Annotated in this window: 21 protein-coding genes; 19 read left to right on the top strand and 2 right to left on the bottom strand. The window is 69.1% G+C overall.

What is annotated here, in order from left to right; all coding sequences use genetic code 11:
• Positions 1-337 precede the first annotated feature (337 nt).
• The 12 genes from ABT061_RS46330 to ABT061_RS46275 all read left to right on the top strand — a co-directional run bounded on the left by ABT061_RS46330 (position 338) and on the right by ABT061_RS46275 (position 12506).
• On the top strand, positions 338-1828 hold the full coding sequence (locus ABT061_RS46330; RefSeq protein WP_350930090.1) for an aldehyde dehydrogenase family protein: 1491 nt from the start codon (positions 338-340) through the stop codon (positions 1826-1828).
• 3 nt (positions 1829-1831) lie between these two features.
• Entirely contained in the window at positions 1832-2299 is a 468-nt protein-coding gene (locus ABT061_RS46325) for a YbhB/YbcL family Raf kinase inhibitor-like protein (RefSeq protein ID WP_350930089.1), read from the top strand.
• Positions 2300-2302: 3 nt separating this feature from the next.
• The gene (locus tag ABT061_RS46320; protein WP_350930088.1) at positions 2303-3745 is read left to right on the top strand and encodes a DHA2 family efflux MFS transporter permease subunit; all 1443 of its coding nucleotides are present in this window, start codon (positions 2303-2305) and stop codon (positions 3743-3745) included.
• Between the two features lie 87 nt (positions 3746-3832).
• Positions 3833-4318, top strand: a complete 486-nt coding sequence (locus tag ABT061_RS46315) for an aldehyde dehydrogenase family protein (protein WP_350930087.1) — start codon at positions 3833-3835, stop codon at positions 4316-4318.
• Positions 4281-4454 (top strand): aldehyde dehydrogenase family protein, encoded by a 174-nt coding sequence (locus ABT061_RS46310; RefSeq protein WP_350930086.1) that lies wholly within the window; start codon positions 4281-4283, stop codon positions 4452-4454. The genes ABT061_RS46315 and ABT061_RS46310 overlap by 38 nt, the downstream gene beginning before the upstream one ends.
• Positions 4455-4544: 90 nt before the next feature.
• Positions 4545-5546, top strand: a complete 1002-nt coding sequence (locus ABT061_RS46305; RefSeq protein ID WP_350930085.1) for an ABC transporter substrate-binding protein — start codon at positions 4545-4547, stop codon at positions 5544-5546.
• 31 nt (positions 5547-5577) lie between these two features.
• Positions 5578-6843, top strand: a complete 1266-nt coding sequence (locus ABT061_RS46300) for an amidohydrolase family protein (protein WP_350930084.1) — start codon at positions 5578-5580, stop codon at positions 6841-6843.
• Positions 6844-6882: 39 nt separating this feature from the next.
• Positions 6883-8259 (top strand): SDR family NAD(P)-dependent oxidoreductase, encoded by a 1377-nt coding sequence (locus ABT061_RS46295; RefSeq protein WP_350930083.1) that lies wholly within the window; start codon positions 6883-6885, stop codon positions 8257-8259.
• A gap of 23 nt (positions 8260-8282) precedes the next feature.
• A complete protein-coding gene (locus tag ABT061_RS46290) occupies positions 8283-9419 on the top strand; it encodes a CapA family protein (protein ID WP_350930082.1) in 1137 nt (378 codons plus the stop codon).
• Positions 9416-10360 (top strand): NAD-dependent epimerase/dehydratase family protein, encoded by a 945-nt coding sequence (locus tag ABT061_RS46285; RefSeq protein WP_350930081.1) that lies wholly within the window; start codon positions 9416-9418, stop codon positions 10358-10360. Before ABT061_RS46290 ends, ABT061_RS46285 begins: the two co-directional genes overlap by 4 nt.
• Before the next feature lie 9 nt (positions 10361-10369).
• Positions 10370-11815: an aldehyde dehydrogenase family protein gene (locus tag ABT061_RS46280; RefSeq protein ID WP_350930080.1), complete on the top strand. Its 1446-nt coding sequence runs from the start codon at positions 10370-10372 to the stop codon at positions 11813-11815.
• A gap of 247 nt (positions 11816-12062) precedes the next feature.
• Complete coding sequence (locus tag ABT061_RS46275) at positions 12063-12506, top strand: aldolase/citrate lyase family protein (RefSeq protein WP_350930079.1); 444 nt, start codon at positions 12063-12065, stop codon at positions 12504-12506.
• Here ABT061_RS46275 and ABT061_RS46270 read toward each other — a convergent pair.
• The gene (locus ABT061_RS46270) at positions 12421-13068 is read right to left on the bottom strand and encodes an FMN-binding negative transcriptional regulator (RefSeq protein WP_350930078.1); all 648 of its coding nucleotides are present in this window, start codon (positions 13066-13068) and stop codon (positions 12421-12423) included. The two genes, ABT061_RS46275 and ABT061_RS46270, sit on opposite strands and share 86 nt — an antisense overlap.
• Positions 13069-13505: 437 nt before the next feature.
• Here ABT061_RS46270 and ABT061_RS46265 point away from each other — a divergent pair, with 437 nt between their 5' ends.
• From ABT061_RS46265 to ABT061_RS46235, 7 genes are all read left to right on the top strand, one after another.
• Positions 13506-14291: a hypothetical protein gene (locus ABT061_RS46265; protein ID WP_350930077.1), complete on the top strand. Its 786-nt coding sequence runs from the start codon at positions 13506-13508 to the stop codon at positions 14289-14291.
• Positions 14291-16024, top strand: coding sequence for a peptidoglycan-binding protein (locus ABT061_RS46260; RefSeq protein ID WP_350930076.1), 1734 nt, complete (start codon positions 14291-14293; stop codon positions 16022-16024). The genes ABT061_RS46265 and ABT061_RS46260 overlap by 1 nt, the downstream gene beginning before the upstream one ends.
• The gene (locus ABT061_RS46255) at positions 16017-16691 is read left to right on the top strand and encodes an ABC transporter ATP-binding protein (RefSeq protein WP_350930075.1); all 675 of its coding nucleotides are present in this window, start codon (positions 16017-16019) and stop codon (positions 16689-16691) included. Before ABT061_RS46260 ends, ABT061_RS46255 begins: the two co-directional genes overlap by 8 nt.
• 2 nt (positions 16692-16693) lie before the next feature.
• On the top strand, positions 16694-17869 hold the full coding sequence (locus ABT061_RS46250) for an ABC transporter permease (protein WP_350930074.1): 1176 nt from the start codon (positions 16694-16696) through the stop codon (positions 17867-17869).
• A gap of 15 nt (positions 17870-17884) precedes the next feature.
• Positions 17885-18574 carry a two-component system response regulator CseB gene (gene cseB, locus ABT061_RS46245; protein WP_350930073.1) on the top strand — a complete coding sequence of 230 codons (690 nt, stop codon included), beginning with the start codon at positions 17885-17887 and terminating at the stop codon, positions 18572-18574.
• The gene (locus tag ABT061_RS46240) at positions 18571-19803 is read left to right on the top strand and encodes a sensor histidine kinase (protein WP_350930072.1); all 1233 of its coding nucleotides are present in this window, start codon (positions 18571-18573) and stop codon (positions 19801-19803) included. The genes cseB and ABT061_RS46240 overlap by 4 nt, the downstream gene beginning before the upstream one ends.
• Before the next feature lie 285 nt (positions 19804-20088).
• Positions 20089-21030, top strand: a complete 942-nt coding sequence (locus ABT061_RS46235; protein WP_350930071.1) for a D-alanyl-D-alanine carboxypeptidase family protein — start codon at positions 20089-20091, stop codon at positions 21028-21030.
• A 341-nt stretch (positions 21031-21371) separates the two neighbouring features.
• Here ABT061_RS46235 and ABT061_RS46230 read toward each other — a convergent pair whose 3' ends face one another.
• On the bottom strand, positions 21372-22025 hold the full coding sequence (locus ABT061_RS46230) for a class I SAM-dependent methyltransferase (RefSeq protein ID WP_350930070.1): 654 nt from the start codon (positions 22023-22025) through the stop codon (positions 21372-21374).
• Positions 22026-22028: the final 3 nt, after the last annotated feature.

The raw sequence follows: 22028 nt of genomic DNA, 5'->3' as shown, positions 1-22028 counted from the left end.
TGTTCCGCACCGTCTTCCATGAAAGACGGTGCGGAACACGACCAGTCGGGGCCGGGCACAGTTCCGGGCTCGGCAGGGCCGCGATTGTCCGCCACATCGTGCTGCCGTCGGCGGCACCGCAGATATCTCCACAGGGCTGCGGATCGCGGTGGGCATGGCCGTGCTCGCGCCGGCCGGTGCCGGATTCGTCGCGGCGAAGGCCGGGCCGGGCTGTCCGGATGCGCCCGGGAGAGGAAGACGCGGTGGGCAACTGGATGGTCGAGTCGTCTTCATCACGGGAGCAGCACACGGGCAGGGTCCTACGACAGCGTTAAAAATCCTGACAGGAGAGTGAGACATGTCCGCCGTAGCCGCTACGCCGCTACCGGCCTTCCTTTCTGGGCCCGCCAAACAACTGTTCATCGACGGTGCGTGGCGCCCTGCGGCCTCAGGCGCCACATTCACGTCGATCAACCCCTCGACCGGGCGGCCGATCGTCGAGGTGGCGGCGGGCGACGCGGCCGACATCGACGCCGCCGTCGCGGCCGCACGACGCGCGTTCACCGGCCCCTGGAGCCGCTTCACGCCAGTGCAACGGCAGAACGTGCTGCTCAAGCTGGCCGACCTGCTGGAGCGCCACCAGCACGAGATCGGGCTGATCAACGTCGTTGACATGGGTGTGCCGGTTTCGAAGCAGCGGGGCGGCGCCGCCGTCGAGACGCTGCGCTACTTCGCGGGCTGGGCCACCAAGCTGCACGGCGAGACGATTCCGAACTCGTTCCCCGGCCGGTACTTCAGCTACACGGTGCGCGAGCCTATCGGTGTCGCGGGCGCGATCACCCCCTGGAACAGTCCGCTTCCCGCGACGATCTGGAAGATCGCACCCGCCCTCGCGACCGGCTGCACGATTGTGCTCAAGCCCGCCGAGGAGGCGTCACTGACGCCACTGCGGATCGGCGAGCTGATCGCCGAGCTCGACCTCCCGCCAGGGGTGGTCAACATCGTGACCGGATACGGCGAGACGGCCGGCGCCGCGTTGGCGGCGCACCCCGACGTTGACAAGATCGGGTTCACCGGCTCATCCGAGACCGGGCGCGCGATCCTTCGATCGTCGGCCGACAGCAACCTGAAGCGCATCTCGCTCGAGCTGGGCGGCAAGTCGCCCGACATCATCTTCGCCGACGCCGACCTGGGTGCCGCGATCCCGGCCGCGGCCGAGGCCGTGTTCGGCAACTCCGGGCAGATCTGCGTCGCGGGTACGCGGATCTTCGTCGAGCGCCCCGTGTACGACGAGGTTCTGGCGGGCGTCGCCCGCTATGCCGACGCGCTGGCCGTCGGCGACAGCCTCGACCCGACGACCGAGATCGGTCCACTGGTCTCCCAGGCCCAACTGGACAGGGTGTCGGGATATCTGGAGCTCGGTCGCGCCGAGGGCGCCGCCACTGTCGCAGGTGGCGCGCGGCTGACCGACGGCGCACTCGCCGATGGTTACTTCGTCGCGCCGACGGTGCTCGCCGACGTCCGCGACGACATGCGGGTTGTGCGCGAGGAGATCTTCGGGCCGGTCGCGTCGGTGCTGCCGTTCGACGACGTCGACGAGGTGGTCCAGCGGGCCAACAACACTTCCTACGGGCTGGCGGGCGGGCTGTGGACGCGCGACCTGGCCCGCGCACACACGGTCGCGCAGGCGCTGCAGACGGGGATGGTGTGGGTCAACGGCTACGGCGCGGTCGACCCCGCCGTGCCCTTCGGTGGTGCGAAGACCAGCGGCTGGGGCAACGAACTTTCCGGTGAGATCCTCCACGAATACCTGAACGTGAAGTCGATCTGGATCAACACAGGAGCGTGAAAGATGAAGATCAATATCGGTGCGCTGCGCCTGACCAGCCCGGATTTCGAGGCCGACGGCAGACTCCCGGACTACGCGACGGCGAACGGCGAGGGGGTCTCGCCGCCGCTGAGCTGGTCGGACGCCCCTGCGGAGACGCGCTCGTTCGCGCTGGTCGCGACGGACCCCGACGCCCCGCTCATCGACGGGTTCGACCACTGGGCGGTCTACGACATCCCCGCCGACGTGAAGGAGCTGCCCAAGGGGGGCGACCCGGAAACGGGCGTGCAGGGCGTCAACGGTCTCGGCAAGAACGGGTGGTGCCCGGCCAGCCCCCCGCCCGGGCATGGGCAGCACCGCTACTACTTCCACCTGTTCGCGTTGGACACGGTCCTGGGCCTGAAGCCAGGACTGACGAGGGCCCAGGTGCTCGCCGCGATCGACCCGCACGTTTTGGTGCAGGCCCGACTCGTCGGCACGTACGAGCGCTAGTTCGTGCGATCAGGTGACGCCGACGCCGCGTACCCGTGGCGGGTGCTGAGCATCACCTCTATCGGGGTGATGCTGGCCGCCCTGAACACGTCCACGATGGACGTCGCCCTGCCCGCGATCGCGCGGCACTTCGACGCGAGCCCGGCGCAGGCGAACTGGATCCTGCTGTCCTACCTGCTCGTCAACACCTCGTTGATCCTGGTTTTCGGCCGGGTCGCCGACATCCTTGGGCGGCGGCTGGTGTACCTGTGCGGGCTTGCCCTGTTCACCGTCGCGGGGTTGGCGTGCGGCTTCGCGCCCGATCCTGAATGGCTGGCGGCGTTGCGCGGGGTGCAGGCCGTGGGCGGTGCGGCGCTGGTCACGAACGTGACGGCGTTGCTCGCCGACGTGTTCCCGGTCGGGAAGCTCGCTACCGCGGTCGGGGTGAACGTCTCCGTGGTGTCGACGGCTCAGCTGCTGGGTCCGGTGACCGGGGGTGCGCTGGTAGAGGCCTTCGGTTGGCGGTCGGCGTTCTGGTTCAACGTCCCGATCGGCATCATCGGCCTGGTCAGCGCGGCCCTGGTACTGCGCCGGGTGCCACGCTCGGGCGCGCGGGAGCCGTTCGACGTGCCCGGTGCGCTGCTCTCCGCGCTGGCGCTGGTCGGGCTGGCGGTCGCGCTCTCGGAGGGCGGCAGCCGGGGCTGGGGGAGCCCGCCGGTCGTGGCGGGGGCGGCGGGGTTCGTCGTCTTCGCCGGGCTGTTCGTGCTGGTGGAGCGGCGTCGGCGGCATCCGCTGCTGGATCTGGGCCTGTTCGGCGACCGGCCGCGCGCGATGGCGCTCGCAGCCAACTTCCTCTCGTCGGTGGGCCGCTACGCGGTGGTCCTGCTCGTCGGGCTGTACCTGCAGGCCGCGGTCGGCATGTCGCCGTTCGAGGCGGGCCTGCACGTCATGCCGGCGGCGATCGGGCTCGCCACGGCGTCGGTGCTGGTGGGTTCGCTGGCGCGGCGCTGGGAAGCAGGGATGCTCGCGACGGGCGGGCTGATGCTGCTGGTGGCCGGGCTCGTGGCGTTGGCGCTGATCGTCGAGCCGGGGGTCGACGGTACGGCGTTGGGCGCCTGCCTCGTGGTCGTCGGGGTGGGCACGGGCCTGTTCATGGCGCCCAACACCAGCACGATCGTCGGGGGCGTGGCGACGACGCGGCGCGGCGTCGTGAACGGGCTGCGTGCGACCTTGCAGCAGAGCGGTTTCATGATCGGCGCCGCGCTGGGACCCGCGCTCGCGACAAGCCTGCTGACCGAACCGGAGCAGCGCGCCGCGTACGCGGGTACGTTCTCGTCGTTGCCGGGCGCGCGCCTCGACGCGCTCACGCACGGCTATCGGGTGGCCTTCTGGGTGCTGGCGGCGCTGTGCCTGCTGGCCGCTGCCGCGTCAGTGCTCGCAGCGGCTTATCGCCAAAGTTCAACATAACCGTTGACTGGGCGCACCGCCGCGGATAATCTCGCCTGTAATCCGGGTCTCACCTCGGCATTCCCCTTCCCGTGAGGCGGATACATCGTGATTACGCAGTCAGACGTCGCGATCCTCGACGCCACCCCCAAACGCCTGCTCATCGACGGCGAATGGGTTCCGGCGCTCGTGGAGAAGACCTTCGACACGGTGAACCCCTCCACTGGCGCGACGATCGCCTCGATCATCCCGTGGAACTCGCCGCTCGCGGCATCGGTGTGGAAGATCGCGCCCGCCGAGGAGGCGTCACTGGCGCCGCTGCGCCTCGGCGAGCTCCTTCGGGAGCTGGACCTGCCGCCAGGCGTGGTCAACATCGTCACCGGCTACGGGGAGACCGCAGGCGCGGCGCCGGCCACGCACCCGGACGTCGACAAGATCGGCTTCACCGGGTCGACCGCCACCGGCCAGGAGATCATCCGGGCGTCGGCGGTCAACATGAAGCGTGTCCACCTTGAGCTGAACGGGAAGTCGCCCGGACATCGGGCGGGCCCACCGTGTGATCTCCGCTTTACAAGCAGGAGTTGTGTGGGTTAGCACCTACGGGGCCACCGACCCCTCCATGCCGTTCGGGGGTTCGAAGATGAGCGGATTCGGTAAGGAACTCTCGGGTCACGTCCTCGACGAGTATCGAGGCACGAAAGCAGTCTGGATCCGCATGGACGACGACTGATTCCTCGTTTCCCAGTAGCGCGCACCGAGGATGTCGCCACGGTGTCGCGAACCCTCCAGAAAGTTGGTTACTGCAATGAGGCATGTTCGAGTGCTTCTGGCGCTATTCGCCGGAACATTGTTGGTGGTGACCACCGCGTGTTCGTCGGCGCCGGAGTCCGCCGAGAAAGGCGCGCCCATCACGTTGAAGGTCGGCTCGCAGCCCACTATTTCGAGCGGGAACCTGTACGTCGCGATGGCGAAGGGGTATTTCGCCGACGAGGGGATCACGGTCGAGATCGTCGAGGGCATGTCGACCGACGCCCAGACGCTCGTGGCGACCAAGCAGCTCGACGCGTATTTCGGCAGTCTCGCGGCGAGCTACTTCAACGGCGTGGCAAACGGGCTCGACGTGACCTTGGCCGGCGAGATCGGGCAGATCGCCGAGGACAAGCGCCCCAACATCGAGCTGCTTGTGCGCAAGGACGGGCCGATCAAGACGGTCGCCGACCTGCGCGGCAAGAAGATCTCCATACCGTCCGGGCCGGACTCGTCGACCGGCTGGATGGTCGACCTTCTGCTGCGGCAGGCCGGGCTCTCCCTCAACGACGTCGAGGTGCTGAAGCTCGGGCCCTCCGACGGCGTGGCCGCGCTGCTCAACGACTCGGTGGCGGCCACCATCAGCTATTACCCGCTGCTCGTGTCGCTGTTGGAGAAGGGCGACATCGTTGCGCTCGACGGTATGAGTGAGGCGTACTCGAACAGCGCGAACGCGTTCTCGATCGGCCCGAGCCTGACCATCGACAATCGGGACGCGGGTGTGCGGTTCCTGCGCGCGCTCTACCGTGCGGTCGACGACCTCAAGGGTGACTACCTGCAGGACCCGGAGATCAGCAAGATCATCTCCGACGCGACCCAGATCCCGATCGAGACGGTCAGGAAGAGTCCGTCGCCCGCCTACCACAAGAACCTGCCGCTCAACGCCAAGTCGCTCAACGCCCTGCAGGATTTCTTCCGCAGCCGCGGAGTCCTGAAATACCCGACGAACCTCTCGATCGAAGAGCTCAGCGACCAGGCGCTGATGGACGAGGCGGCTAAGTCGCTCACCCACTGACCAAATCGGCAATCAAGAGAAGGGATCGGCAATGACCACAGGAGACGGGACGTACCGCCTCGACTGGATGATCTCCGTCGACGACCACATTCTGGAACCGCCGGGCATCTGGCAGGACCGGGTACCCAGCAAGTACAAGGATGCCGCGCCCAAGGTCGTGGTCAAGGACGGCGACGAGTTCTGGCAGTACGAAGGCAAGCTGTTCCCGACGTCGGGGCTCTCGGCGGTGGCGGGCAAGAAGTACGAGGACATCACGCCGCACGCGCTGCGCTACGCCGACATGCGCCCCGGTTGTTATGACCCGGTGGAGCGGCTGAAGGACATGGATCAGGCCGGGGTCGTCGCGTCGATCAACTTTCCGAGTTTCCCTCGGTTCGCGGGCCAGACGTTCATGGAGGCCGACGACTCGGTGCTCGGCGAGTTGTGCATCAAGGCGTGGAACGACTGGCTGTTCGACGAGTGGTGCGCGGCGAATCCGGGCCGGTTCATCCCGGCCACGCTTATCCCGTTCTGGGACGTCGAGGCGTCGGTCCGAGAGGTCGAGCGTTGTGCGGCCCGCGGATCACGTGGGGTGATCTTCTCCGAGAACCCGGCGAAGCTGAGCTACAAGGGTGAGCGGATGAAGTCCATCCACTCCTCCGACGGGCATTGGGACCCGCTGTGGGCGGTGCTGCAGGAGACCGGCTTGCCGCTACTGATGCACTACGGGTCGTCGTCGAATATGACGAAGACGTCGGAGGACGCGCCCTATCTGGTCTCGTTGGCGTCCAACAGCTTCATCCTGCCGATCTCCACGACCCTCGACTGGATCTTCAGCGGCATCCTCGGCCGGTTCCCCGGGCTGAAGGTCTGCATGTCAGAGTCGCAGATCGGGTGGATCGCACCGACGCTGGAGCGGGCCGAGTACGTGCTCAAGGTCCAGGGCCACTGGAACAAGAAGTACCACCGCCAGGGCACCATGGCCGACCATCAGCGTGGCGATGGCGGCCTCGTCGAACGCGACGAGCTGCTGTACCTGGACGATCGGTCCCCGACGCAGGTGTTCAAGGAGCAGATCTTCGCCTGCTTCTTCGAGGACTTCGTCGGCATGAAAGCGGTCAAGGAACTCGGTGCTGTCGACAACGTCATGATCGAGATGGACTACCCGCACACCGACTCGACGTGGCCGAACTCGTTGCCGCGCGCGCTGGAGCAGGTGGCAGGACTCAGCGACGAGGACAAGTGGAAGGTGTTGGCGGGCAATGCGATCCGCCTGCACAACTTCGAGCCCGCCTACCCGGAGTTCGTCGCCCGATGAGTGAGCGTCAGCGAGCGAATCATCAGCGCAGGGCGTGCGATGAGTGAGGAACTGCGGTTCGACGGCCGCGTCGCGATCGTCACCGGTGCGGGGCGTGGCATCGGCCGGGCCTATGCGCTGCTGCTCGCGCAGCGGGGCGCCGCGGTCGTGGTGAACGATCTCGGCGCGGCGGTGGACGGCACCGGACACGACGCGGGGCCCGCCGCCGACGTGGTTGCGGAGATCATCGCGGCGGGCGGGTCGGCGATCGCCGACACCAGCGACGTGTCGAACGCCGACGGCGTGCGGTCCCTCGTGGCCGCCGCCGTCGCCGCCTTCGGCAAGGTCGACGTGGTCGTGCACAACGCCGGCTTCAACATCGGTGAGTTCGACCCGGTCTTCGACGTGCACGTGCGTGCCGCATGGCTGCTGGCCGACGAGGTGTGGGCGGGAATGGTCGAGCGCGGATACGGGCGTATCGTGCTCACCACGTCGTCGGCGGGGCTCTACGGCGACGGCACCGGACCCGGACCGAACCCGAAGCAGGCCTACGCGACGGCGAAGGCGGCCGTGCTGGGCCTGACGAAGGCGCTCGCGGTGCGCGGGCGCCCGGCGAACATCGTGGTCAACGCGGTGTCGCCGTCGGCTTACACCCGGCTCGTCGGGCTCAACAAGGGCATCGTCAACACGCGGCCAGGTGCCCCGCTGCCCGACGCCGCGATCGCCTTCTCGAAGGCGAACTCGCGGCCCGAGCTGGTCGCGGCGGGCGCGTTGTTCATGATGCACGAGCGCTGCCCGGTCACCGGGCGGATCTTCAACGTCGGCGCCGGCCGCGTCGGCGAGGTGTTCGTCGGGGTAACCCGCGGGTTCGTCGCGACCGACGGGTTCACGCCCGAGGACGTGCTGGAGCACTTCACCGAGGTGGGCGACCGCAGCGAGTCGAACGTGCCCGAGGATATCGGGGCGCACGGGGTGTGGGTGCGGTCGGTGCTGAGCGGGGCGGGCGAACGCGCTGCGCACAACGCCACGGCCCTGCACCAGGCGCTGCTCGGCGCGCCCGCCGTCGCGCAGGCCCAGCGGGCGCTGCGGCAGACGACGATCGCTCTCGACGCCCGTGAGACCGAGCTGGTGATCCTGCGTCACGCCGCCGTTTCCGGCAACGACTACTGCTGGCGTGAGCACGTCGATCCGGCGAAGACCGCGGGCCTGACCGACGCCGAGATCGCCGCACTCCGCACCGGTGACCTCACCGGGCTGGCCGAACGCGACGCCCAGCTCGCCGCGTTCGTCGAGGCCGCGGTGAGTGGCGACGGCACCACGAAGGCGAGGGCCGCACTGGAGACATGGCTCTCCCGCGAGCACGTCGTGAAGCTGGCGATGCTCGTGGGCTACTACTCGATGATCGGAGTGGCGCGGACGGCGCTCGGCGTCTCCTGACCACGATTCTCAAGGAAGAAAACATGTCTGAAAAGCTTACGTTGGGCGTGGTCGGCGACGTCACCGCATTTCATCGCGAGCCCGAGTCGGGTTACGCGTTCGTCGGGAGCTACCTGCAGGAGCTCGACATCGTGTTCGCGCAGAACGAGCGGCTCTACACGACGTCGGAGGACATCATCCCGGCGGTCGGCTGGACCGAGGTGACCCGGCCGGAGAACGTCGCCGGGCTCAAGCTCGGCAACTACGACGTGATCTCCTGCGCGAGCAACCACAGCGGCGACCTGGGCCCCGACATCCTGATGGAGACGATCGCGGCGCTGCGCGACAACGGATTCGCGGTGATCGGCGCGGGCGCGAACATCGCCGAGGCGCGCAAACCCGCGTTCGTCGACCGCGGCGACACCCGCGTCGGGTTCCTCGGCTACTGCTCGCTGCTGCGACCGAACTACGAGGCCGGGCCGCAGCGGCCGGGGGCCGTCCCGATGCGGGCGCACACCCACTACCAGCAGGTCGACTATCAGCCCGGTACGAAGCCGAAGATCCTCACGTTCCCGGTCGCCGAGGACCTGGCGGCGATGGTCGCCGACATCCGGGCCGCCAAGGAGCAGTGCGACGTGCTGGCCGTCTCGTTCCACTGGGGCGTCCACCTCGTGAAGGGGGTGCTGCCCGACTACGAGCACGCGGTCGCGCGCGCCGCCATCGACGCGGGCGCCGACGTGATCATCGGGCACGGTCCGCACGTCATCAAGGCGATCGAGTTCTACAACGGCAAGCCGATCTTCCACAGCCTCGGCAACTTCTGCTTCGACCTGCCCAGCAAGCTGATCGAGGAGGCCAGGGCCCGCAACAAGGAGTTCGACGAGCTCATCGCCAGCCACCAGGAGATACACGAACCGACCGAGTACGACGAGTGGTACCACCCCTACTCCGTCTCGCCGGACCAGGTGCTATCGCTGATCGGGCAGGTCGAGATCGTCGACAAGCGCGTCGGGCGGGTGTCGTTCCGGCCGGTGGTCATCAACAAGCGGGCCCAGCCCGTCGTGCAAAAGCCCGACGACCCCGGCTTCACCCAGGTGCTCGACTACCTGACCGAGGTCACGCAGAGCGAGGGCATCTCCACCAGCTACACCATCGAGGGCGACGAGGTGGTGTGCCGATGAACGTCCTCGTGACCGGCGGCGGGCTCGTCGGAGCCCAGGTGGCGCGGCTGATGCAGGAGTCCGGGCACACTCCGGTCGTGTTCGACCTCAACCCCGACCGCGCGTCACTGGCCGACCACATCGACATCGACGCCGCCGTCATCGTCCAGGGCGACCTGCTCGACCTGGCCTCCGTCGAGAAGGCGGTGAAGGACAACGAGGTCCGCCGGATCGTGCACACCGCGGCGTTCCCGGGCCTCACCGCGGGCGCGCTGGCGAACCCGATCGGCAACGTGCAGGTCAACGTGCTCGGCACCGCGCACGTGCTCGAGGCCGCACGGCGGCACGACGTGGAGCGCGTGGTGCTGTGCAGCTCCAGCGCCGCGTACAGCGTGATGGGCGGGAAGGACAACGGACAGGCCGACGCCGAGGACGCCTACCCGCGGCCGTCGTCGATCTACGCGATGTCGAAGAAGGCGGCCGAGGACCTGGGCATGGTGTACGCGAAGTCGTACGGCATGGAGGTGATCGCCGTCCGGTTCGCCCGCGTGTTCGGGCCGTTGCGCCGGGGTGGGGGCGGGATGGCCACCGTGGAGATGGAGGGCTATCTGCGCGACGCGCTCGCCGGGAAGCCCGTCGAGGTGGAGCCGTCACGCCGGGAGTGGATCTACTGCAAGGACGCCGCGGGCTCGGCGCACCATGCCTGCTGGGCCGATCTCTCGGGATTCCCCGACCGGGTCTTCAACGTCGGCATCGGGGTGGCCGACAGCGGCGACGACCTCGCGGCGGCGCTGCGTTCCGCCGTGCCTGACGCCGCGGTGACCGTGCGCGCCACCGGCATGCCCGACACCGTGCCGATGAGCCCGCACCGTACCCGCACGGTGCTCGGGTTCACCCCGCGTTATCCACTGCCTGCGGCGTTCGCCGACTACCGGCAGTGGATCGAGTCAACCGCTTCCTGAGGAGTTCCCATGCCGACTTTTAACCCTACCGCCGAGGGCATCGCCATCGGCGGCGAGATCGTCGAGCCCACCGGCGACCAGGTCGTCGACCTCGTCGCGCCGTCGACCGAGCAGACCTACGCGACAGTGCGGCGCCCGTCGGTCACCGACGCCGATCGCGCCGCCGCGGCTGCGCGCGAGACCTTCGACAGCGGGGTCTGGTCGGGGCTGCCACTCGTCGAGCGGGTCGAAGTGCTGGACCGGGCGCTGAGCCACGTCGAGGAGTCGGTCGAGGAGATCGCGCGGCTGTGCGCGTTCGAGATCGGGGCACCGCTGCGCGTGACCCGCGCCAGCGTGCACGGCTCGCTGAAGGTCATCCGCGCCATGGGCGCCATGGCGTTGGAGACCTCGGACGTCGTGCCCGCGTCACGCGGCTGGGACTACGAGGTGCAGTACGACCCGATCGGCGTCGCGCTGGAGATCGTGCCCTGGAACTCGCCCTTCACCGGCACCATGCGGCACGCGGCGCAGGCCCTGCTCGCAGGCTGCACCGTGATCGCGAAGCCACCGCCGGACACCCCGTTCTCGTCGCTGGTCTGGGCCCGTGCCCTGACCGCCGCCGGACTGCCGGCGGGCGCGTTCAACATCGTGCCCGCCGATGCCGCCGTCAGCGAACACCTTGTCACGCACCCCGCCGTCGACAAGATCGGGTTCGTGGGTGGCACCGGCATCGGACGCCGGGTCGCCGAGCTGGCCGGGCGCCACCTCAAACGCTACGTACTGGAGCTGGGCGGCAAGTCCGCCGCGGTCGTGCTCGACGACGCCGACCTCGACCTCGTCGCGGCGGCCGCCGCGAACAGCGTCTACTTCAACTCCGGGCAGATCTGCAGCGCGCTCAGCCGCATCATCGTGCCCCGCGAGCGGATCGGCGACGCGGTGGCGGCGTTGCAGAAAAAGGTCGACACCTTCGTCGTCGGCGATCCGTTCGACGACGCCACCACCATGGGGCCGATGGCATCGCGGGCGCACTACGAACGGGTGCGCACGGCCATTGGCGCCGCGGCGGCGGAGGGGGCGACGCTGGAGTACGGCGGCGACAGGCCACCCGGTCTGTCACACGGCTTCTATCTGCAGCCCACCCTGTTCAGCGGCACCAACGACATGGCGGTGGCACAGGAGGAGCTGTTCGGCCCGGTCGCGGTGCTCATCCCACACGACGGTGACGACGACGCGCTGCGGCTGGCCAACGACTCGGTGTTCGGGCTGGGCGGCAGCGTGTTCTCCGCCGATACCGACCGGGCCCGCGCCGTCGCTGCTCGGATGCGCACCGGCAGCGTGACGATCAACGCCTGGGCCACCAACCAGCTCGGCCCGCGTGACCCGCACAAGGACTCCGGCTGGGGCACCTCCACCGGCATCGAGGGCTACCAGGCCTATCGGTCGACGCGAATCGTGAACCTACGGCCGGTGAACTGACCACAGGGGTCGTACCTCCATCACGCCGAGCCGGTGACGGCGACGGTGATCGACTCGGCTGGAACGCGAGGCCAGAGGCCGAAGCGGGTCAGCTCGTCGAGCGGCGGCGTCACATACGTGCTGACCGGATGCCCAGCTGGGTGACGCCGCCAAGATACTGTGCGTGCCCTATCCGTCCGTCACGGACTTCCTTGAAGATTCGTATGCAGAATGTGGTGCTTTCCCGCTGGGCGAGCGGTGAGACGGGGTGGGGCGGCTGGTGTACCACCGGATCGCCGTACGCGGCGGAGCCGCTCGCCTTGGAGGGGTGGGGACTTCGTCGTCCTGGACGCCCAGCACGGCCTCTTCGGATACGAGACATTACTCGCCGGCATCATGGCCGGCGCGGACGAACATCGCTCCGATCGTGCGGGTGCCGCAAAATGAGCGTGGCCTCATCGGCAAGGTCCTGGACGCGGGAGCGCACGGAGTGATCGTGCCGATGGTCGAGAGCGCCGACGACGCCCAGGCTGCGGTGGCCGCAGGCCGGATCCCTCCGGCCGGTCGCCGCAGCTTCGGCCCGATCCGGGCGTCGCAGTTCCTCGGACGTGACCCGGCGGCCCTCGTCAGGGTGTCCAGGTGCCGATGCGGTTCAGGCGGCGTCGCTGCTGGGCGGCGGTCGGCAGGTCCAGGCCCTGGCCGCGGGCGGTGAGGCGTTCGGCGACCGCGGTGCGGTGCTGGATGCTCTTGTGGTCGTCGTATTTGAACTTGGCCTGGACGGCGGTGACCTCCAGGCGTAGCCCGCGGATGCCGGACAGCATGCGCCCGTACGGCGGGCGGTCCACGGCGACCTCGGCGTGGTCGCCGCTGGGCTGGAAGTGGGCGAGCTGCCGGGTCAGCAGGTCGGCCTTGGCCTGGGGGTCGTCGATGACGTGCGCGCGGCAGGTGAACTGGACGGCCGCGTAATAGCTGGTCGGGACCCCGTCCCGGGGCGGAATATCAGCGGCGGCGCGCCAGGTGCCGGGAACGAAGGCGTAGTCGCCGATGACGGTGAAGGTCACATCCTGGTTGTGCTCGATCGCCTTCCAGACCGGATTCGGGCGGGCGAGATGGACCAGCAGATCACTGCCGTCGCAGACGAAATGGGTGGGGACGACGACGGGTGGCCGGCCGGGCAGGCCGTTGACGGCGAGCTGGCCGAAGTCGTGGCCATCGGCGATCCAGGTCTGCCACTCGGCCTCGTCCAGGATTGCGTCCCAGGGCTGGATGAACATGAGGGAACTCCTTCTGAGTGATCGATGTGATGAAGGCGGTGTCGGGCGGTCAGGTGAGGGCCAGCAGGCTGACCGCGGCGGCGGCGCCCAGGCCGGCGAGCCCCGCCGCGGCCAGGGCGTTCCGAGCGAATCGCATACATTCTCCTAGGTGACGGTTCGATGAAGAACGGCTCAGATGCCGGCAGCGCGATGTCCGCGGGCCATGACTGGAATGTCATGAGCGTGTAATGGTCGCCTTCCGCCGCGGACCACTGCGCGGCGGTGCCGAGTCGCCGTTCAAGGATGCAGGCCGCGAGGCGGCCCGCGGCGTTGATACACGGCGGATACATGGCCGAGCACCCGCGGATACCCGGTCGATACAGAGCGGACGGAAAAGGGCTCCAAAGTGGCCACGGCGTCGTGAAGGACGGCGTGATCCCACCGAGAAGGAGTCCTTGATGCGTGTGTTGATGTGCGGTCTGCTCGGTCTAACGGTGTTGACCGGCTGCGGGGGAGCCTCAACCCCCGCGGCAGACAGCGGCGGTGCCACGATGGACAAGGTCCGCGAGCGGGAGACTGTCATCGCCACCTGCATGAAGCAGAAGGGTTTCTCCTACACCCCCTCGGTCAGCCGGCCCAAGCAGTCCGATGCGAACCCCGCTGACTACGCGGCGATGAAGGCGGACCGCAGCAAGAACGGCTTCGGCGTCTTCTCCGCCGTCGTCTATCCGAAGCCGCCGGAAACACAGGCGCCGGACCCCAACAAGGCGACGATCGACGGCCTCTCCGGCGCCAAGCGGGACGCCTACCTCAAGACCATGAACGAGTGCCGGGTCAACGCCCTCCAGCAGGTGGACGGCCTGAAAGTCACCTCGGTCGCCGACTATCAGGACCAGATGAGCACGGAGATCGAGAACATCGACAAGGAACTCGACGGCGACCCCAAGCTCCTGGAGCTCGCCGCGCCCTTCGCCGAGTGCCTGAAGTCCAAAGGCGAGCGGGTGACCTCCGCGAAGCCGCTCGCGCTGAGTGTTCGCGGCTGGGAGGTGTGGAGCGAGCAGGCCGACCAGCTCGGCAAGGCGGGCAAGGTCACGGCGGAGGCGGCCAGGCCGTATCTCGCCAAGGAGATCACGTCGGCGCTGGTCGACCTGGAGTGCGGCAAGGACTTCTACGCCGCCTTCGTCCCCCTGCAAAAGCGGCTCACCAACGAGGCCAGGGCGAAGTACGGGTTCCAAGAGCGGTGATGCGTACCCCTCGTGGCAAGCTGCTGCTCGTGCTGGCCGTGGTCTTGGTGGTCGCGGGGACCGGCTGGGGAGTGGGCACTCTGCTGCGTTCCCCGGCCGACGAGGCGGCGGCGCGCAAGCCGCCCAAACCGTCGCTGGTCACCGTCGCGGTCGAGCGGCGCAAGCTGGTCGCCACCGTAGTGGTCAGCGGCGCGCTGGAGTACGGCTCGCCGTATCCGGTGTCGCTGGCCGGAGTGGTGGGCGGCAGCGAAACCGCTCAGCGCGCTACCCGCGCTCCCCGGCGGGGCACCCTCGCGGAGGGCGCGGTGCTGATGGAGGTGAACGGGCGCCCGGTGTTCGTCTTCTCCGGCACGGTGCCGATGCACCGCAGCATCGTCTCCGGCGCCAAGGGGGCCGATGTCAAGCAGTTGCAGAAGGCGCTGCGCAGGCTCGGCTACCGCGCGCCCGCGACCGGCGTGTTCGACCAGGCGACCATCACCGCGGTGTCGCGCTTCTACGCCAAGCGGGGCTATGAGGCGCAGCAACCCACCTTGGAACTGCGGCAGAGGCGCGACGACCTGCGCCGGGCCGTACGGGTCGCGCGGGAAGTGTTCGCGACCGAGCGTAAGGCCCTTGACCAGGGCAAGGATGTGCTCCCGCTGAAAGTCAGGCTCGCCAACGCCCGGCAGGATCTGAAGGAGGCCGAACAGGCGCTGAAGAGCACGCGGGCACAGGAGCACACCACCGAGGACGAGGCCAAGGTCGAGGCCGCCGAGAGCGCCGTACGGGCGGCCGGGGAGAAGCTGCTGGCGGCCCAGCAGGAGCTCGCCCAGGCCACCGTGACGCCCACCCCCGCGCCCAGCCTCAGCTCCAGCCCCACCGCAGGCCCCACCGCAGGCCCCACTGCCGATGCCACGGCCGGGCCGCCTGCCGACACCCGCCTGCTCGAACTCCGGGTCGCCAACGCCAGAGCGGATCTGGCCGCCGCCAGGTCGGCGCTGGAGCGCGTACTGGAGGAGGCCGGGACCGCGCGGGCCAAACGGCTGACCGAGCTGACGAAGAACGTCCGGGTAGCGCGCGAGGTCGTCGTCACCGCCGAGCAGGCGCTCAGGCAGGCCAGGCAGCTCTCGCCCGCCAAGCTGAAGGTGGCCAACGCCCAGAGTGACCTGGCCGCGGCCCGAGCGCTGCTGGCCGAGTTCTCCCGGACCTACGGCACCACCGTCCCGCCGGGAGAGGTCGTCTTCCTGCCCAAGCTGCCCGCCCGCCTGCACAAGTCGACCGTCAAGGCGGGCGAGCCGGTGGACAAGTCGATCGCCACGGTGACCAGCTCCACCTTCGTGGTCTCAGGCTCGGTGGACGTGGCTGAGGCCGAGCGGCTGAAGACAGGTCTGAACGCGAGCATCGAAACCGAGGCCGGCAAGACCGTCCCCGGCACGGTGACCTCCCTCGGCGGACGTGACGCGAAGGGCGCCGTGCCGGTGATGATCACTCCTGCCTCGATGAGGGGCCTCAAGAAGCTCGCCGGCGCGCCCGTCACGGTTCGCGTCACCATCGGAGCCACCGACCAGGAGGTGCTCGTGGTCCCCGCCGCGGCAGTCGTCACCGCCGCGGACGGCAAGGCCCGGGTGCAGGTGGAGACCGCGCCCGACCAGACCAAGGAGGTCGAGGTACGCACCGGCCTGTCCGCCGACGGAGCCGTGGAGGTGGCCGGCGACCTCAAGCCGGGCGACATGGTGGTGATCAACAGTGCCTGAACCGGTCATCCTGCTCCACGACCTGACCAAGGAGTTCCCCACCGATCCTCCCGTCCGGGCGCTCTCCGCCGTCAACCTAAGAGTTGAAAAATCGGACTACGTGGCCATCGTCGGCCCTTCCGGATCAGGGAAGTCCACCCTGCTCAACACACTCGGCCTGCTCGACCGGCCGACCAGCGGCAGCTACCGGCTCGACGGCATCGAGACCATCTCACTGAAGGACAGCGTGCGGACCACCATCCGCGGCAGCCGTATCGGCTTCGTCTTCCAGTCCTTCCACCTGTTGCCGCACCGCAGCGTGCTGGAGAACGTCATGCTCGCCGAGGTCTACGGCGCAGCACGGCGCGGGGGGCGGCGGGAACGCGCGATGCGCGCTCTGCAGCGGGTACGGCTGTCGCACCGGGTGGACTTCCTGCCCGGCAGGCTGTCCGGCGGCGAGCGGCAGCGCGCCGCCATCGCCCGCGCCCTCATGGGCGAACCGTCGCTGCTGCTGTGCGACGAACCCACCGGCAACCTCGACAGCAAGAACACCGACGCCGTGCTCGACCTGTTCGACGAACTGCGCGCCCAGGGGATGACCATCGTGGTCATCACTCACGAGAACGACGTGAGCGACCGGGCCGGGCGCCGGGTGCGTATCACTGACGGCGTCCTCACGGAGGAGTAGATGTGCACCCGCGCGACCTGCTGAACGAGGCCATGGCGGGCCTGCTGGCCCGCCCGGTGCGCTCGGCGCTGACCACCCTGGGCACCGTGCTGGGCATCACCACGCTCGTGGTCACTCTGGGCGTCGCCGCGACGGCGGGCAACCAGATCGTCGGCCGCTTCGACGAGCTGACCGCCACCTCCGTCACGATCGAAGTCCCGGAGAACCCCTTCCCCCTGGTCGATTGGGCCGACGTCAGCCGGGTGACCCGGCTGCGCGGGGTGGTCTCCGCCGCCGCGCTCGCCGAGTCGGAACAGAGCGCCAATCTCAGCGTCCGCTCCAACGACATCGTGGATCCGACCCGGGTCACCGACCAGACTCTGACCGTGCTCTCCAGCAGCCCCGGCCTGCCCGCCGCGGTCAAAGGCAGAATGATCGAGGGCCGCTACTTCGACGCCGGGCACATCGCCCGGGGGGACAAGGTCGTCGTGCTGGGCCAGCACGCGGCCAAGCTGCTGGGCATCACCCGGCTGACACGGGCCCCGGCCGTCTTCATCGGCACCCAGGCGTACACCGTCATCGGCGTGCTCGGCGACCTGAAACGCGAAAAGAGCCTTGCGAGCGCAGTCCTGTTGCCCCCGGCCGTCGGCAAGCGCTACGGCCTGAGCACCGTGACCCGGGTCCTGGTCAACACCGGCCTCGGCGCCGCCGAACTGATCGCCAAGCAGGCGCCGGCCGCGCTCAGCCCCGGCAACGAGGTCCTCCTCCAGGTCATCTCGCCGCCCAGCCCCACCAGAGCCCGCGATGCGGTGGAAGGCGACGTCAACGCCCTCTTCCTGATCCTCGGGCTGGTCTCCCTGGTCGTCGGCGCGGTCGGCATCGCCAACGTCACCCTGGTGACCGTGATGGAGCGCATCGCCGAGATCGGCCTGCGCCGCGCCCTCGGCGCCGCCCGCCGCCACATCGCCGCGCAGTTCCTGCTGGAGTCCACCCTCACCGGGCTGACCGGCGGCATCATCGGCGCTTCCGGAGGGATCGTCGTGATCGTCGCGGTCTGCGCTGCCAAGCAGTGGACTCCGGTCCTGGACGTACGGCTGGCCGTCATGGCGCCTGCCGCCGGTGCCGTCGTCGGGCTGCTCGCGGGTCTGTACCCGGCCCTGCGTGCCGCTCGCATGGAACCGGTCAACGCACTTCGGTAGATATGGTGCATTTTCATGACATCCCTGCTGCTCGTCGAAGACGACGCGGTGATCCGCGCGTCGGTCAGCCTGGCCCTGGAGCGCTACGGCTATCGAATGACCACCGCCGCTGACGGGCTGAGCGGCCTGGAGGCGGCCCAGACAGGCGGCCACGACCTCCTGCTGCTGGATGTGATGCTGCCCAGCCTGGACGGCATCAGCCTGTGCCGCAGGATCCGGGAAACCAGTCAGGTGCCGATCCTCATGATGTCGGCCCGCGGCGACGGCCTGGACATCGTCGCCGGGCTGGAGGGCGGCGCCGACGACTATGTGGTCAAACCGGTCGACCTGCCGGTGCTGGTGGCCAGGATCCGCTCGCTGCTGCGCCGGGCCACCATCGCTCAGCCCCAGCCCACGACCGGGCAGGCCGCCGCGAGCGCGGTGCTCACCTTCGGCGAGCTGAGCATCGACACCGGTTCGCTGGAGGTACGGCGGGCCGGGCGACGCGTCGAGCTGAGCCCGACCGAGCTGCGGCTGCTGCTGGAGTTCGCCGCCCATCCCGGCATCGTGCTGGAACGGGCGACGCTGCTGCGCACCGTGTGGGACTACGGATGGGACGGCGACAGCCGCGTGGTCGACCTGTGCGTACAGCGCCTGCGCAAGAAGATCGGCGCCGAGCGCGTCGAGACGGTCCGCGGGTTCGGCTACAAATTGAGCGCCACATGAATCCGGCTTCGCTGCGATGGAAGATCGCCGCCCTCGTCACGCTCGCCTCCACCGTCGTCGCCGCCATGGTCGGGCTGCTGGTGCACCAGGCGACCTGGCAGCGTGCCCTGGACATCGGCGAGGCCCAAGCCCAGGTGGCCCTCGACAAGTCACTGGCCCCCGCTGACCGGCCCGGCGGCACGCCCGACGACGTGGTGACCGTCGAGGAGCTCCCTGACGCTCTGGCTGCCCAGCTGCGTCCCGGCCGGCCGGTGATCTGGTACGGGCTCGATCACCGGGACGAGCCGTGGATGTGGGCCGCCCAACCGTATGGCAGCGACGGCCGCCAGGCGGTGAGCGTACAGATCTCGATGGGCTCGGAGCTGCGCAGCCTGTACGCGCTGGACCGCAACATGGCCAAATCCGCACTGCTCGCCCTGTCGGGGGTGGTACCGCTGTCGGTGCTGGCGGCCGAGCTCCCCAACCGGCGGCTTCGGCGCATGGCCCGCACCGCCCGCGAGATCGCCGACGGCAACCTGGCCGCTCGCACCGATGCGGGCGGCCGGGACGAGATCGCCGAGATCGGCGCCGGGCTCAACTCCATGGCCGCCAGCCTGCAGCGGCGGCTGCTGGCCGAGCAGCGCTTCACGGCCGACGTCGCGCACGATCTGCGTACCCCACTGATGGGGCTGCTGACCGCCAGCCAGTTGCTGCCCGACGGGCAGGCCACCGACATGGTCCGCGACCGAATCGGCGTGCTGCGCGGCCTGGTCGACGATCTGCTGGAAATCTCCCACCTGGACGCCACCGGCGAACAACCGGATCGGCAGTCGGTGCCGCTGGCCGACCTGGTACGCGAGTCGCTGCACCGTGTCGACGTGCCAGCCGACCTGCATATCGTCGGCGACCAGGGCGACACGACAGCCGTCACCGATGCGCGCCGCCTGGAGCGCATCGTCGCCAACCTGCTCCTCAACGCCCGCACGCACGGCGCCGCCCCGGTAATGATCACCGTGCGCTCCCGCCGGATCGTCATCCGCGATCATGGGCCAGGTTTCCCACCTGACCTGCTTGCGAACCTGAACAAGGGACAGGCGCAGCGCTTCCACACCGGACGGACCGAGCGCGGCCGCGGGCACGGGCTCGGCCTGACCATCGTGCTCGGCCATGCCCGCATCATCGGGGCAACCCTCCAGTTCGCCAACCCGGTCAACGGTGGTGCGAGCGTCACCATCACCCTGCCCGACTGAGGTGCCCAGCGGATCGCAGAGACCCACTCAAGGTGGCCGATCCTGATGATGTCGGCACGCGGCGACTCGCTGGATGTGGTGGCCGGTGGCGACGACTAAGTGGTCAAACCGGTCGGCACCCCAGTGCTGGTGGCCCGGGTCAGGTCGCTGCACCACCGCCCCCGACGGCGGCGCCGTCGCCACCCCACCAGATGGCCGGCCCGATGCACGGTTGATACACGGTCAAGCCCGTACGGAGACACGGCCACGGCCGGACGGACACGTGGGTGGCCCACCGTGTTCGGCATGCGACGTTCCTTCGTGCTCCTCCTGCTGGCGAGCGCCCTGTCCGGCTGCGGAACCGTACCGTCCGTCTCCGGGGCCACCGTGTCCGACGTGCCCCTGCCGTGGCCGGCCGAGGGCCAGGCGGCGGTCGAGGTGGAGGGCGTGGGCAGCCTGGGCGCCAGCGGCGACCCTGACCCGCTGCCCATCGCCAGCGTGACCAAGGTCATGACCGCCTACGTGATCCTGCGCCGCCATCCGCTCCGGCTCGGCGACGACGGCCCGCCCATCACCGTGGACCGTACGGCCGCCGACGAGTCCTACGCGCCGCAGGAGTCCACCGCCCCGGTCAGGGAGGGCGAGCGGCTACGGCTGCGCCGTCTGCTGGAGCTGATGATGGTGCCCTCGGGCAACAACGTGGCCCGCCTCCTGGCCCGCTGGGACTCCGGTTCCCAGGAGCGCTTCGTCGAGCGGATGAACGCCACCGCCCACCGCCTGGGTATGGCCGCCACCACGTACACGGGCGCCAGCGGCAACGAGGACAGCACCGTCAGCACCGCGGCCGACCAGCTCAAGCTGGCCAAGGAGGCCATGCGCGACCCGGTCTTCCGTGAGGTGGTGGCACAGGCTGACACGGCCGTGCCCGGCGACGCGAGAAGGCTGCCCAACACCAACACGCTGCTGAACAAGCACGGCGTCATCGGCATCAAGACCGGCTCCGGCACCGTCGCGGGCGGCAACCTGATGTGGGCCTCCCGCGTACGAGGCCGCCTGGTGCTCGGGGTGATCCTCGGCCAGGTGGCGAACACCAACCCGGTCGCCGCCAAGGCGGCGGCGCTAGAGGCGGGCGGGAAGATGAGCGCGGCGGTCGAACGGTGGCTGCTCAAGCGGCCGGCGGCACTCCTGCCAGAGCCCCGCCCCACCACTCCTCGCCCTGCCGAAGCGATCGGCCCCGCTCACCGGTGACCCGCCCCGGCAGTTATCCGGGGTGGTCAAGCGAACTAGCCGGTCAGCCGTTTGAAGGTCGTTAAGTCACGTAAGACAAGTAGGCAAACCGCGGCCGCCGCGCCAGTGGGCCGTCGAGAGGTCCGTCAGCCGCGATCGATCCAGCGAACTCAACTCAAGAACTGTTGCTTAGCCTAATTTCTGCACTCATCCTCCCCGGAGGCCGCTTCGCGGCGAGGGCCTACATCACGCCGTCCAAGCCGTCGCCCGGATGCACGACCCATAGCCCTCGCCGCATGGCCCCAACCCGCTAACAACCCAGCTCAGTACGCCTTCCGGCGGTCTTCTGCGAAACGCTTCAGCTAAAGCCGACGGCGAGCAAGCAGCGTGGAGTCGTGAGCGTTGATAGACGTTCCGTCGCGGGTCATCTTCCGTGGCCGCTGCTCGACCACGAGGGCCTCGAAGTCTTCCGGTAGGCCGGGCAGCAACTCTTCGGCAAGAAACATGGCCCTGCGCCGGCTCGCGGTCAAGTGTGTGAGCTCCACGGAGGGGGCGTGGCCGACGACGAGGAGATATCCGCCGGGCGCGACGGCGTCGGCCAGCCGGCGGGTCACGTCCATCATCCCGCCGTCCGGCGCGTGCAGATAGTGGCTGGTCACCAGATCGTATGACCGCCCGGCCACCGCGATGGTCCGTGCGTCGACCCGCCACCAGTCAACCTGATCGGCGATTCCGGCTTGCTCGGTGTGCCGGGCGGCGCGTGCCAGGCCGTTGACGGAGAAATCCGCGCCGGTGACCGTCCAGCCCTGGCGAGCCAGCCAGATCACATCGCCGCCCTCACCGCAGCCGACGTCGAGCGCGGTACCGGGGGTCAGTCCGGCCGCCTCGGCGACGAGCTGCGGATTAGGATTTCCGCTCCAGAACCTCTCTTGGCCTGCGTACCTATCGTCCCAGCCCGACGGCTCGAACATAGCGGCCGCCTCGTCTTCGGTGAGCTGGTGGTGAGGCTCAGTCATCGG

The sequence above is a fragment of the Streptosporangium sp. NPDC002544 genome, from assembly GCF_040295965.1.
Classification (GTDB): domain Bacteria; phylum Actinomycetota; class Actinomycetes; order Streptosporangiales; family Streptosporangiaceae; genus Streptosporangium.
This window is presented reverse-complemented; position numbering and strand designations above follow the sequence as displayed.

Excerpts from the sequence above, each read along its gene's own strand:
- ABT061_RS46330 (WP_350930090.1), top strand. The coding sequence starts at position 338 with ATGTCCGCCGTAGCCGCTACGCCGCTACCGGCCTTCCTTTCTGGGCCC.
- ABT061_RS46325 (WP_350930089.1), top strand. The coding sequence starts at position 1,832 with ATGAAGATCAATATCGGTGCGCTGCGCCTGACCAGCCCGGATTTCGAG.
- ABT061_RS46300 (WP_350930084.1), top strand. The coding sequence starts at position 5,578 with ATGACCACAGGAGACGGGACGTACCGCCTCGACTGGATGATCTCCGTC.
- ABT061_RS46295 (WP_350930083.1), top strand. The coding sequence starts at position 6,883 with ATGAGTGAGGAACTGCGGTTCGACGGCCGCGTCGCGATCGTCACCGGT.
- ABT061_RS46290 (WP_350930082.1), top strand. The coding sequence starts at position 8,283 with ATGTCTGAAAAGCTTACGTTGGGCGTGGTCGGCGACGTCACCGCATTT.
- ABT061_RS46285 (WP_350930081.1), top strand. The coding sequence starts at position 9,416 with ATGAACGTCCTCGTGACCGGCGGCGGGCTCGTCGGAGCCCAGGTGGCG.
- ABT061_RS46280 (WP_350930080.1), top strand. The coding sequence starts at position 10,370 with ATGCCGACTTTTAACCCTACCGCCGAGGGCATCGCCATCGGCGGCGAG.
- ABT061_RS46270 (WP_350930078.1), bottom strand. The coding sequence starts at position 13,068 with ATGTTCATCCAGCCCTGGGACGCAATCCTGGACGAGGCCGAGTGGCAG.
- ABT061_RS46265 (WP_350930077.1), top strand. The coding sequence starts at position 13,506 with ATGCGTGTGTTGATGTGCGGTCTGCTCGGTCTAACGGTGTTGACCGGC.
- ABT061_RS46260 (WP_350930076.1), top strand. The coding sequence starts at position 14,291 with ATGCGTACCCCTCGTGGCAAGCTGCTGCTCGTGCTGGCCGTGGTCTTG.
- cseB (WP_350930073.1), top strand. The coding sequence starts at position 17,885 with ATGACATCCCTGCTGCTCGTCGAAGACGACGCGGTGATCCGCGCGTCG.
- ABT061_RS46240 (WP_350930072.1), top strand. The coding sequence starts at position 18,571 with ATGAATCCGGCTTCGCTGCGATGGAAGATCGCCGCCCTCGTCACGCTC.
- ABT061_RS46235 (WP_350930071.1), top strand. The coding sequence starts at position 20,089 with ATGCGACGTTCCTTCGTGCTCCTCCTGCTGGCGAGCGCCCTGTCCGGC.
- ABT061_RS46230 (WP_350930070.1), bottom strand. The coding sequence starts at position 22,025 with ATGACTGAGCCTCACCACCAGCTCACCGAAGACGAGGCGGCCGCTATG.